The following is a 12,514-nucleotide window of genomic DNA, read 5'->3' as shown; positions in this document are numbered from 1 at the left end:
CGCGGCTCATCTTCTCATGCAGCTTGATCGCCTCGCCGATCTGGTCGCCGATCGTCATGACCGGGTTCAGCGAACTCATCGGCTCCTGGAAGATCATCGCGATGTCGCGGCCGCGGATCTCGGGCAGTTTCGTCTTCGGCAGATCGAGAAGGTTGACGCCTTCAAGCTCGATACGCCCCTCGGCGATGCGGCCCGGCGGATTGGGGATGAGCCCCATGATCGCCAGCGACGTGATCGACTTGCCCGAGCCGGATTCGCCGACGATACCGACCGAACCGCCCGCCTCGATTTCGAAGGAGACGCCGTTCACGACGCGGATCGGAGAAGCCTTCGGGCCGAATTCGACGGCGAGGCCCTCGACCTTGAGCAACGGTGTCTGTGTTTTGGACGTCATTGGCTCGTCTCCGGATCCAGCATATCTCGCACCGCATCGCCGATCAGGTTGAAGGACAAAACCACGCAGGTGATGGCGAAGCCGGCGGCGATGATCGGCCAGGGTGAGCCGAAGAGGTTGTTGAGGCCATCGCGGATGATGTTGCCCCAGCTCGGATTGGGCGCGCGCGTGCCGATGCCGAGGAAACTCAGCGAGGCTTCGAGACGGATGGCTGAAGCGACCCACAACGTCATCAGCACGACGATGGGGGCGGCAATATTCGGGATGATGTGCCGGAAGATGATGACGGGCGTGCGCACGCCGACGGCAATCGCGGCTTCCACGTAGGGTTCCTGCTTGACCGACAGGGTCGAGGCGCGGGCCACACGGGCGAATCCGGGAACGAAGGCAACGGTGATGACGGCGATGATGTTCCAGAAGGCGCCGCCGAGCACGGCTGCGATGATGATGGCAAGCAGCAGTTCCGGGAAAGCGAGCAGCAGGTCGATGAAGCGGCTGATGATACGGTCGATCAGCCCGCCGAAATAGCCGGCGGTCACGCCGAGCGCGGTGCCGAGCAACGCAGCGAGGGCCGGAGAGATCAGGCCGAAGAGCAGCGAATTGCGCGAACCGTGGATCATGCGCGAGAGAACGTCGCGCCCGAACTGGTCGGTGCCGAGCCAATGGGCGGCCGACGGCGCCTGGTTGATCGACAGGATGCTCTGGGCCAGAGGGTCATAAGGCGCGAGCCATGGTGCAAGCACTGCGACCAGAAAGAACACGAGCGCGATCGCCAGTGCGAAGATCGTCGAAGGCCGATGCAGAAGGGTTCTGGAAAATAGCGACAGCAGGCCGGGGGCGGGTGCCAGCAAGGGCTGCTCGGATGCCTGCAAGGCAGGGGCCGGCGTTTGAGTGACGATGCTCATTATTTCACCCGGATGCGAGGATCGATGACGATGTAGAGGAGATCCATCACCAGATTGATGAGAAGGACGAGGAGCGCGAAGACAACGACGCCGCCCTGGATCACGCCGTAGTCACGCTCGTTGATTGCCTGGATCAGCAGGCGTCCGAGACCGGGCCGGTTGAAGACCAGCTCGACGGCGACCGAGCCCGAGAGCGTGGCAAGCAGGCTGAGCCCCATGCCGGTCGACAGCGGCAGCAGCGCGTTGCGCAGGCCGTGGCGATAGATGACGCGTGGTTCGCGGGCACCCTTGGCGCGGGCGGTGCGGACATAATCCTTGCCGAGCGTTTCCAGAAGGGCTGTTCGCGACAGCCGGCCGATGAAGGCGGCCTTGACGAGCGCAAGCGTCAGCGCCGGCAGCACGATATGGTACAGGCGATCCATGAAACCTTCGCCGCCGCCGTTGATCGGGAACCAGCCGAGGTTCAGGGCGAAGCCGATCAGGAGCAGCGCACCGAGATAGAAATCCGGTATCGCGTAACCGAGCAGGGCAAAGACGCGCATGCCGGAATCCGGCAGCCGGTCACGATGGGTTGCGGCCAGCACGCCGAAGGGTACACCGGCGCCGACACCGATGATCATCGCCGCAACAGTGAGTTCGATCGTATAGGGCAGATTGGCGGCAATCAGCTTCAGCACCGGCTCGTCGTTCATGTAGGACTGGCCGAAATCGAGGCTGAGCACACCGACGAGGAAGTTGATGTATTGCTGCCAGAGCGACACATCGAGCCCCATCTTGTGGCGGAAGGCTGCAAGCTGCTCCGGGAGAGCCATGTCTCCCAGAGCCGCGATCGCCGGATCACCCGGCAGGATTCGCATCGCGATGAACACGAGCGTGAGCACCAGCCAGATTGTCGGAATGGCGTCCGCCAGCCGGAGGAGAAAATATCTAGCCATGTTCATTCACTCGCATTCATCGCGATCTGCGATCAGGCTGTCTTCGTGGCGCGGTGGAAACGCCAGCGCGCGTAACCGCTCTGCACCTTGTAACCGAGGTCGAGGCGGGCATTGCGGGCGACCGTGAAGGAGAGCGTGGACATGCCGATCAGCGGCAGGTCACGCAGAACCTGAAGTTCGATCTGCTTGCAGTAGTCGACATAGGCGTTGTAGTCGGTCGCCTGCAGCGCCTTGGCGAGCAGGTCGTCGATGCCGGGCATGGCGACGCCGTAGTGACTGTAGTTGATGCCGCCCGATCCGTCCGGCTTGACTTCCGCCTTCGTCGACAGCTGCTGGATATAGAGCTGGGTCGGGATCGGCGGATAGCTCGAGGAATGCAGGGCCAGCGTGTTCTTGTCGTGCTGGTTGTCGGCGTGATAGGCGGTGTGGTCGCCGATATGCAGGTTCATGCGCATGCCGACGGCCCGCAGTTGCTCCTGCACGATCAGCATGATCGACGCATAGTCTTCACGCTGGCTGATATTGCTTTCGAAGTCGAAACCATCGGGGAAGCCGGCTTCGGCCAGCAGCGCCTTGGCCTTGTCGGGATCGTAGTTGTACTGAAGCTCCGGCGGCAGGTCTTCGGTCTTGAAGCCGCCGGGGAAGAAATCGGGCTGCAGGCCGGCCGTAAAGCCGCCCATCGGCTTCAGCGCATTGCCGACCGCATGACGATCGACGGCGTACATGATCGCCTGACGCACCTTGATATTGTCGAAGGGCTTGCGCTTCAGGTTGATATGCAGCGTGTTGAACGAGCCCGGCGACGTCATGTCGAATTGCAGCGTGGAGTCGCGCTGCAGCATGGAATCGACCCAGCCCGGGGCGCGGACGGCTTCGATCATATCGACATCGCCCGACAGCAGCGCGAGCGTGCGGGCGGTCGTATCGGCAATATAGACCGACTCGACCTTGGCGACCTTCGCCTTCTCGCCCCAGTAGCCTTCATGGCGCTTCAGCGCCGTGCCCCACTGGCTGTCGAAACGGGTGAGTTCGTAAGGACCGGTGCCGACAGCGTCGGTCTTGAACTTGTCCGCGCCGATCTGATCGTAGGCCTTCTTGGAAACGATCGAGGTGTTGTTGAGGAAGATCGTGGTTCCCAGGAGGTTCACGTCGGAATTCTTCAGCGTGATGACGACCTCGTAGGGGCCGTTCGCGACCACATCGGCGACATTCGACAGGATCGGCTTGTTGGTGCCGTCGGCCATGGCGCGCTTGAAGGAAAAGACGACGTCTTCCGACGTCATTTCGCCGAAGCCCTTGTGGAACTGCACGCCCTGGCGCAGCTTGAAGGTCCAGGTCTTGGCATCGGGGGACGCCGACCACTCGGTAGCGAGCGTCGGACGATACTGGTCGGGCGTGGTGGCGAAAGTGCCGTCATCCGGGCGCACGAGCTGTTCGTACATCTGCTCGGTTGCCCAGTTGTCGCCGCCCTGCGTCGTGTAGTTCGGATCGCTGCTGCGCGGACCGCTCGCTGCGATGCCGATGCGGATCGTATCAGGATCGCTCGCAGCGCGCGCGAAAGCGGGTCCAAGCATGCTCATTGCAGCGGTGGCTGCAGTCAGTTCCAGAAACTGGCGTCTTCTCAGGTTCATGTCATTTCCTCCCATGTGTCAGAATATTCAGCTGCGCCGTCTGTCGAGCTCGGCATCGTTGACGATCAGGCCGAGACCGGGGCCGGACGGCACCTTGAACTTGCCGTCTTCCGGGATCGGCGGATTGGCGAAGCCGACATGCATGCGCGTCGACGGATCGGAGAATTCGGCGGGTTTGGTATTGTGCATCAGCGTGGCCAGCACGTGCAGGTTCGCCACATGCGCAATCATCGGCTGGGTCTGGTGCGGAACGAGCTCGACGCCGTGGGCAAAGCAGATTGCGGCGCACTGCATGAGGCCGGTAATGCCGCCCATCTTGACGATATCGGGCTGCACCATGCGCACGCCGGCATTGATCATGTCGACGACGGCCTGGGTCGTGTAGGACTGTTCGGCGGCCGAAACCGTGATGTCGAGACGCTGGGCAACCTCGCCCATGGCGCGAACGTTATAGTGCTGGACCGGCTCCTCGAACCAGATATAGCCGAGTTCCTCGAGCGCGCGGCCGACGCGGATGGCGCCGCCGACGGAATATTGGTTGTTGGCATCGAAGGCGAGCGGGAAATCGTCGCCCACGAGCTTGCGCACGGCCTTGGCCTTGGCGATATCGCCTGGAATATCATAGTCCTGACGGGTGCGGTCGCCATCCCAGCGGATCTTGATGGCGGCCGGCTTTTCGGCCTTCCACCGCTGCTCGACGACACGAACCGTTTCATCGACGGTGCGGCCGGCATTGTTGCCGACCGAAGCATAGAAGGGCAGCTCCGTGCGCCAGGCGCCGCCGAGCAGCTTGTAGACCGGCTGGTTGAAGTGCTTGCCCTTGATGTCCCAGAGGGCGATGTCGAGCGCGGCAAGCGCGCCGGTGACGGCGCCTTCCGGGCCGAGCTTCACATATTTATGCAGCAGCCGGTCGTAGATGACCGCCTGGTCGAGCGCATCGGCACCGACGAGCGAAGCGGCGAAATCCCTGACGACGCCGAGCGAATGCTCGCCGCCCATCATCGGCGAGGCCTCGCCGTGGCCGACAGTGCCGTCTTCGGTCGTCACCCGCACAAAAGCGGTGCGGCGGCCCGGCGGCTCATTGGGCTCCCATTTCACCTGAAAAGCTTCGACGGACTTGATGATCGTACCCACTGGCATTCCCTCAAAGAACGGACGTTTTAAGCGCCGGCATTGTCGTTGGAGGGAGCATCTTCCAATTTGCATCCGTATGCAACACGGTGATTGAATTGAAATTGGAACAGCTTTTATGTCAGAATCCGCAAAAATGACTTCGCACCGACATCATATATAAGAATGTCATACAATTCCTTATTTTATCGGCCATCCGAATGTTGCAGCGCATATAACACGCGCCACCATCAGGACGAAAAGCCGCCGAAAGAAGAATTGACGGCCAAGCGCAGGAAGCAGTTGAAATTGTTGCATCCGAATGCAAAAAGGGTGAGCAGGGTAGAGATTGGCAACGGGGAAGCACGATGCGCAAACAGGGATCGCCGTCCTTGCAGGGGGAGCCGCCCGGCGACGCACTGAGCCGAAAGCCGATTACGGCGCGCGAACTGGCGCGCATGCTCGGAGTGAGCCAGTCGGCCGTGTCGCGCGCCTTCACGCCCGGCGCCAGCATCGCGGCCGATCTGCGCGAACGCATCCTGAAATATGCGGCGGAAGTAGACTATCAGCCGAACGCAATCGCCAGCATGCTCTCGAAGAGCCGCACAAACATCATCGGCATCGTCGTCTCCGATATGCAAAACCCCTTCTATCCGGGCCTGATCGAGAAACTTTCCCGCTCGCTGCAGCGCATCGGCCTGCAGAGCCTTCTCTTCAACATCACGAAGGGGTCCAATCTCGAGGAGCAGCTTTCGGCGCTGCGACGTTACAATGTGGATGCGGTCATCGTGATCTCAGCGACAATCCTGTCGGGCAGCACGCTGAGCTGGGCGACGGAAGGCAGGCCGGCCATCCTGATCAACCGCGTAATCGAAGACACGAACCTCAGCTGCGTCGCCTGCAACAATGTCGAGGGCGCGCGCGCCATCGCCGATCATTTCCACAGGCAGGGCGCCCGCAGGGTCGCCTATGTCGCCGGTCTCAGCCACACGACCACCAACCGCGAACGCCAGAACGGTTTCGTGACGCGCATTGCCGAACTCGGCATGACGCTGAGCGCCCAGATCGAGGGGCGGGAATACAGCTATAATGCCGGCCGCAGGGCCGCGCTTGAAATCGCCGCCAGGAAAAGCACCGACGCGATCTTCTTTGCCAACGACATCCTGGCAATCGGCGGCATCGACGCGCTCAGGGAGGAGGCCGGTTGCCGCGTGCCCGACGATATCCTCGTTGCCGGTTTCGACGATATCCCGATGGCCGGCTGGCCGCATTACAATCTCACCACCTTTCGCCAGCCGGTCGACGAGATCGTGCGCGTCGTCGTCGAAATGATCGAGGGCGATACGTCGGCGCTGCTCAGAGCCGCGACAACCATCCGCCTTTCGGGAGAGCTCATCGAACGGCGCTCGACCGGCGCGCAACCTGACGCACCGTAGCGCTGCTCAGACGTGAAGGGCGCTGCCCAGGGCTTTCAACGCCGCTTCCATGATTGCCTCGCTGCGTGTCGGATGCGCATGGATCGTGCCGGCGATATCTTCGAGCCGCGCGCCCATTTCGATGGCGAGCGCGAAAGCGGCGGAGAGTTCCGAGACTCCGGCCCCGACCGCATGCAGGCCGACCACCAGATTGGTGTCGGCCCGCGCCACGACCCGCACGAATCCCTCCTCCGAGAGCATGGTCATCGCCCGTCCGTTGGCGCTGAAGGGAAACTGGCCGGTCCTGATCTCATAACCCTGAGCGCGGGCTTCCGACGGGGACAGGCCGGCGCTGACGATTTCCGGATCGGTAAAGCAGATCGCCGGGATACAGCGCTTGTCCCAGGCTCGCTTCTTTCCGGCAACGATCTCCGCCACCATCTCCCCCTGCGCCATCGCCCGATGCGCCAGCATAGGCTCGCCGGTGACGTCACCGATGGCGTAGATACCGCGCATCGAGGTGCGGCAGCGATCGTCGATCCTCAGAAAGGGGCCGGCGCGGTCGAGATCGAGTTCCTCGAGACCGGAGCCTGTGGTTCTCGGGCGGCGTCCGACAGTGACGAGAATACGGTCGGCGGCAAGTGTCTGCTGCCGGCCGTCAGACGTTTCGACGACAAGGCCGTCGCCGGAACCGGAAAGGCCGATCGCCTTCGCACCGGTCAACACGCGGATGCCGCGCTCGGTCAGCTTGCGCATGACGGGCCGCACGAGATCGGCGTCATATTGCGGCAGGACCTGCTGCGTCGCCTCGACCACCGTGACCTGCGATCCCATCCTGGCGAAGGCCGTCCCAAGCTCCAGGCCGATATAACCGCCGCCGACCACGACAAGATTTTTCGGCAGCTCGCCCAACGACAGCGCCTCGGTCGAAGATATCACGCGGCCGCCGAAGGGCAGGTTCGGCAGTTCGACAGGATCGGAGCCGGTGGCGATGACGACGGTCTCGGCGCGAATGATCTGCTGGCCGGTCTCCGTCTCGACCTCGACAGTCTTGCCGTCGCGAAAATGCGCGCGGCCGTGGACGATCTTCACGCGGGCCTTCTGCAGCAGGCCGGAGACGCCGGCGGTCAGTCGCCCGACAATGCCGTCCTTCCAGGCGATCGTTCGCGCAAGATCGATGGAGGCACCTTCGACACGGATGCCCATCGGGTTCCTGCCCGCCAGCATCCGCTGTGCGGCATCGAATTCCTCCGCCGCATGGATGAGCGCCTTGGAGGGAATGCAGCCGACGGTCAGGCACGTGCCGCCCGGCTTGCCTGCCTCGACGATGACCGTGTCGATTCCGAGCTGGCCGGCACGGATGGCGCAGACATAACCACCTGGGCCGGCACCGATGACGAGGAGCTTGCAGACAATCTCTTTCATGACTCAGCCTTCGATGAAAATGAGCGCCGGCGTTTCGAGCAGCGTGCGGATGCGCTGCACGAAGGTCGCCGCGTCCCAGCCGTCGATGATGCGGTGGTCGAAGCTGGAGGACAGGTTCATCATCTTGCGCGGCACGAATTGCGTGCCGTCCCAGACCGGCCGTGTCGCGATCTTGTTGACGCCGATGATCGCCACTTCCGGGTGATTGATGACAGGCCTGGAAACGATGCCGCCGAGCGCGCCGAGCGAGCTGATCGTGATGGTCGAACCGGAGAGTTCATCTCGCGTCGCCGTGCCGGAACGCGCCGCATCCGCCAGCCGGTTCATCTCGACGGCGCAATCGAAGATGCCGCGCGCCTCGGCATGACGCACGACGGGTACGGTCAGGCCCGCCGGCGTCTGCGTGGCAATGCCGATATGCACGGCGCTGTGGCGCGTGATGATGCCGGCGTCGTCATCAAAGGTGGCATTGACCTCGGGCTGTTCGGAAATCGCCTTGACCAGAGCCCGCATCAGAAAGGGCAGCACCGTCAGCTTGGGATGCTCGGCCTTGCGGTCGGCATTCATGGTGGCGCGCAGCTCCTCGAGCGCGGTCATATCCACCTCCTCCACATAGGTAATGTGGGGAATACGCGAGGTGGAGAGCACCATTTTTTCGGCAATCCGGCGGCGAAGACCGGTCAGCTTGATTTCCTCGGTCGCCGTCTTCCTGCCGAGAACCGCCCTTGCCGGCGCGGCCGCCGCCCCCTGGGTCAGGAACTGCTCGATATCTTCGCGCAGGATGCGGCCGGCCGGCCCGCTGCCTTGCACCTGCCGCAGATCCACCCCGCTCTCGCGCGCAAAGAGCCGCACGGAGGGGGCGGCAAGCGGCTTTTCGGCAGGTGCGGGACGGGGCGGCAGTGCGGATGCGGGCGCCTTCGGCGCGGGTTTGGGCGCGTCCACCTTCACCGGCTCGACCGGTTGCGGCGGCGGAGCCGCTGCGGGCTCTGCCACGCTCACCTCCCCCGATGTCTCGATCCTCACCAGCGGCGCCTTGACCGCGATGCGGTCGCCGACCTCACCGGCAAGCCAGGTCACGGTGCCGCTGACGGGAGACGGGATCTCGACGGTTGCCTTGTCGGTCATGACCGCGGCGATGACCATGTCCTCGCGCACGGGATCGCCCGTCTTCACATGCCATTCGACAAGCTCGGCCTCCGCGACGCCTTCGCCGACATCCGGCATCTTGATGATGAATTCGCCCATGATTCAGGCCTCCATCACTTCGGCAAGCGCACGTCCGACGCGGCCGGGTCCGGGGAAATAATCCCATTCCTGCGCATGCGGATAGGGCGTGTCCCAGCCGGCGACGCGCACGATCGGGGCTTCGAGCTGATAGAAGCAATGTTCCTGCACCAGCGACACGATCTCGGCGCCGAAGCCCGAGGTCAAGGTCGCTTCGTGCACGACGACGCAGCGCCCGGTCTTGGCCACGGATCTGACGATCGTGTCGAGGTCGAGCGGCAGGAGGCTCCTGAGATCGATCACCTCGGCATCGATGCCGGCATCCTCGGCGGCGGCGAGCGCCACATGCACCATCGTGCCGTAGGCGACCACCGTCACAGCCGAGCCCGCACGCCGTACCTCCGCCCTGCCGATCGGGATCGTATAATGTCCTTCCGGCACCTCGCCGAGGTCGTGTTTCGACCAGGGCGTCACCGGCCGCTCGTGATGGCCGTCGAAGGGTCCGTTATAGAGCCGCTTCGGCTCCAGGAACATGACCGGATCGGGATCCTCGATCGCCGCAATCAGCAGGCCCTTGGCGTCATAGGGGTTGGAGGGCACCACCACTTTCAGGCCGCAGACATGGGTAAACAGCGCCTCCGGGCTCTGGCTGTGCGTCTGGCCGCCGAAAATGCCGCCGCCGGTCGGCATGCGCACGACGATCGGGCAGGTGAAATCGCCGTTGGAGCGATAGCGGATGCGGGCCGCCTCCTGCGTCAGCTGATCGTAAGCCGGATACATATAATCGGCGAACTGGATTTCGACGCAGGGCTTCAGCCCATAGGCGGCCATTCCGATCGCCGTGCCGACAATGCCGGATTCGCTGATCGGCGTGTCGAAACAGCGCGTCGTGCCGTATTTTGCCTGCAGGCCCTGGGTGCAGCGGAAAACGCCGCCGAAATAACCGACGTCCTCACCGAAGACCACGACATTGTCGTCGCGCGCCATCGAGACGTCCATGGCGCTGCGCACGGCCTCGATCATCGTCATCCGGGCCATGTCAGTACCCCGCCTTCTGTCGCTGGCGACGGATGTGCGGCGGCATTTCGGCATAGACGCCCTCGAAAATATCGCGCACCGAGGGCTTGCCGCCGTCATGCAGCGTGCCGTGCTGTTCGGCCTGGCGTTGGGCCTCGATCACCTCGTCCATGATCTCGGCCTCGGCCTGGGCATGGCGCTCTTCCGACCAGACGCCCCTGACGATCAGGTGTTTCTTCAATCGCAGGACAGGATCGCCGAGCGGCCAGGCTTCCGATTCCGTCTTCGGCCGATAGGCGCTCGGATCGTCCGAGGTGGAATGAGCGCCGACGCGGTAGGTGACATATTCGATCAGCGTCGGGCCGAGATTGCGCCGTGCCCTTTCCGCCGCCCAGCGGGCAACGGCGTGGACGGCGAGATAGTCGTTGCCATCGACGCGCAGCGCCGGAATGCCGAAACCGAGGCCGCGAGCGGCAAACGTGCCGGAACCGCCACGGGCAATGCCCTGGAAGGTGGAGATTGCCCACTGATTGTTGACGATATTGAGGATGACGGGCGCCTTGTAGGTGGAAGCAAAGACCAGCGCCGAATGGAAATCCGATTCCGCCGTCGAGCCGTCGCCGATCCAGGCGGCGGCGATGCGGCTGTCGTTCTTGATCGCGGAGGCCATGGCCCAGCCGACCGCCTGCACATATTGCGTGGCGAGATTGCCCGAGATTGTGAAGAAGCCATGCTCCTTGGACGAATACATGATGGGGAGTTGGCGCCCGCGCAGCGGATCGCTCTCGTTCGAGTAGATCTGGTTCATCATCTCGACCATCGGATAGTCGTCGGCGATGAGCAGGCCAGCCTGGCGATAGGTCGGAAAATTCATGTCGCCCTTGCGCAGCGCCTTGCGGAAGGCGCAGCTGACCGCCTCTTCGCCGAGATGCTGCATGTAGAAGGAGGTCTTGCCCTGCCGCTGCGCCATCAGCATGCGGGCATCGAAGGCGCGCAGCTTCATCATGTTGCGAAGCCCGACCAGCAGTTCCTCGTCGGTCAGCGATCCGGCCCACGGGCCGACGGCCTCACCCTCCCGGTTCAACACGCGGATGATCGAATAGGCGAGCTCGCGAATGTCCTCGGACGCGACATCCACTTCCGGGCGCGGCACCGATCCGGCCTTGGCGATCTTGACGTTGGAGAAATCGGGATGGCCGCCCGGACGGACGGCGGGTTCGGGAACGTGCAGGCTCAAACGAGCAGATTCCACCATATGGTCTTTTTCCTCCCATTATCGGCCCCGCTCCTCTCCTCCAGAAGCAGGACCCACTTGTTACAGGTTGCGGGCTATCACCATGCGCTGCACGTCGCTCGTTCCCTCATAGATCTGACAGATGCGCACATCGCGATAGATGCGCTCCACCGGATAGTCGGCCATGTAGCCGTAACCGCCATGGATCTGGATCGCGTCGGAGCAGACGCGTTCGGCCATTTCGGAAGCGAACAGCTTGGCCATCGAGGCCTCCGACAGGCAGGGCAATCCCGCCTCTCGCAGCGAGGCCGCGTGGAACACCAGCTGGCGCGCCGCCTCTATCCGCGTCGCCATATCGGCGAGCCGGAAAGCGACCGCCTGGTGCTCGACAATCAGCTTGCCGAAGGCGCTCCGTTCCCGGGCATAATCGCGAGCCGCCTCGAAGGCTGCTTTCGCCATGCCGACGGCCTGTGCGGCGATGCCGATCCGCCCACCTTCGAGATTGGCAAGCGCGATACGATAGCCCTCCCCCTCCCCGCCGAGGCGGAACTCAGCGGGAATGCGCATATTGTTGAAGGCGATCTGGCAGGTGTCGGAGGAATGCAGGCCGAGCTTTTCCTCGACCCGGATCACCTCATAGCCCGGCGTATCGGTCGGCACGATGAAAGCCGTGATCCCTTTCTTGCCGGCATCGGGATCGGTGACGGCAAAGACGATAATGACCTGGCCGTTCTTGCCGGAGGTGATGAACTGCTTGGCGCCGTCGAGCACATAATGATCTCCGTCGCGCCGCGCCCGCGTCTTCAGGTTCGAGGCGTCGGAGCCCGCCTGCGGCTCCGTCAGCGCAAAACCGCCGATCCATTCGCCGCTTGCAAGCTTCGGCAGAAAGCGCTGGCGCTGCTCTTCATTGCCGAATTTCAGGATGGGCACGCAGCCGACCGAACTGTGCACGCTCATGATGGTGGAGCAGGGACCGTCGCCGGCAGCGATCTCCTCAAGGGCCGCGGCATAGGCAATGACACCGGTATCCGATCCGCCATAGGCCTCCGGCACCAGCATGCCGAGCAGCCCGAGTTCGCCCATCTCCCGCAATTCCTCACGGGGGAAGAGAGAGTCCCGGTCGCGTTTTGCCGCGCCAGGCGCGAGCCTTTCGCGGGCGAAGTCGCGGGCGAGATCGCGGATCTGCTGCTGAAGTTCGGAAAGGATCATGGGCCTTGCCCTCCC

At 63.3% G+C, this 12,514-nt stretch carries 11 protein-coding genes; 1 reads left to right on the top strand and 10 read right to left on the bottom strand.

Annotated elements, in window-relative coordinates; all coding sequences use genetic code 11:
* From ACFPWW_RS20020 to ACFPWW_RS20000, 5 genes are all read right to left on the bottom strand, one after another.
* Nucleotides 1–394: ATP-binding cassette domain-containing protein (locus ACFPWW_RS20020; protein WP_377313035.1), on the bottom strand; the 394-nt coding region annotated here is incomplete at its 3' end.
* Entirely contained in the window at nt 391–1,299 is a 909-nt protein-coding gene (locus ACFPWW_RS20015) for an ABC transporter permease (protein WP_377313034.1), read from the bottom strand. The genes ACFPWW_RS20020 and ACFPWW_RS20015, both read right to left, overlap by 4 nt.
* On the bottom strand, nt 1,299–2,234 hold the full coding sequence (locus ACFPWW_RS20010) for an ABC transporter permease (RefSeq protein WP_112571336.1): 936 nt from the start codon (nt 2,232–2,234) through the stop codon (nt 1,299–1,301). Before ACFPWW_RS20010 ends, ACFPWW_RS20015 begins: the two co-directional genes overlap by 1 nt.
* 32 nt (nt 2,235–2,266) lie before the next feature.
* A complete protein-coding gene (locus ACFPWW_RS20005) occupies nt 2,267–3,865 on the bottom strand; it encodes an ABC transporter substrate-binding protein (protein ID WP_162702940.1) in 1,599 nt (532 codons plus the stop codon).
* Between the two features lie 27 nt (nt 3,866–3,892).
* The gene (locus ACFPWW_RS20000) at nt 3,893–4,999 is read right to left on the bottom strand and encodes a mandelate racemase/muconate lactonizing enzyme family protein (RefSeq protein ID WP_162718933.1); all 1,107 of its coding nucleotides are present in this window, start codon (nt 4,997–4,999) and stop codon (nt 3,893–3,895) included.
* A 344-nt stretch (nt 5,000–5,343) separates the two neighbouring features.
* On the opposite strand from ACFPWW_RS20000, the gene ACFPWW_RS19995 reads away from it, so the two are divergent.
* Nucleotides 5,344–6,411, top strand: coding sequence for a LacI family DNA-binding transcriptional regulator (locus tag ACFPWW_RS19995; RefSeq protein WP_162712679.1), 1,068 nt, complete (start codon nt 5,344–5,346; stop codon nt 6,409–6,411).
* 6 nt (nt 6,412–6,417) lie between these two features.
* Here ACFPWW_RS19995 and lpdA read toward each other — a convergent pair whose 3' ends face one another.
* From lpdA to ACFPWW_RS19970, 5 genes are read right to left on the bottom strand one after another with little or no spacing between them, the layout of a single operon-like run.
* Nucleotides 6,418–7,815 (bottom strand): dihydrolipoyl dehydrogenase, encoded by a 1,398-nt coding sequence (lpdA, locus tag ACFPWW_RS19990; protein ID WP_377313033.1) that lies wholly within the window; start codon nt 7,813–7,815, stop codon nt 6,418–6,420.
* 3 nt (nt 7,816–7,818) lie between these two features.
* Nucleotides 7,819–9,060 (bottom strand): dihydrolipoamide acetyltransferase family protein, encoded by a 1,242-nt coding sequence (locus ACFPWW_RS19985; protein ID WP_377313032.1) that lies wholly within the window; start codon nt 9,058–9,060, stop codon nt 7,819–7,821.
* Between the two features lie 3 nt (nt 9,061–9,063).
* Complete coding sequence (locus tag ACFPWW_RS19980; protein WP_112703083.1) at nt 9,064–10,077, bottom strand: alpha-ketoacid dehydrogenase subunit beta; 1,014 nt, start codon at nt 10,075–10,077, stop codon at nt 9,064–9,066.
* A gap of 1 nt (nt 10,078) precedes the next feature.
* On the bottom strand, nt 10,079–11,311 hold the full coding sequence (locus ACFPWW_RS19975; RefSeq protein WP_377313031.1) for a thiamine pyrophosphate-dependent enzyme: 1,233 nt from the start codon (nt 11,309–11,311) through the stop codon (nt 10,079–10,081).
* Nucleotides 11,312–11,371: 60 nt separating this feature from the next.
* On the bottom strand, nt 11,372–12,499 hold the full coding sequence (locus ACFPWW_RS19970) for an acyl-CoA dehydrogenase family protein (protein ID WP_112703081.1): 1,128 nt from the start codon (nt 12,497–12,499) through the stop codon (nt 11,372–11,374).
* Nucleotides 12,500–12,514: the final 15 nt, after the last annotated feature.

It is taken from the genome of Rhizobium sp. GCM10022189, from assembly GCF_042656325.1.
Taxonomy (GTDB): domain Bacteria; phylum Pseudomonadota; class Alphaproteobacteria; order Rhizobiales; family Rhizobiaceae; genus Rhizobium.
The sequence above is the reverse complement of the archived record's forward strand: the minus strand, read 5'-3'. Positions and strand labels throughout refer to the sequence as shown.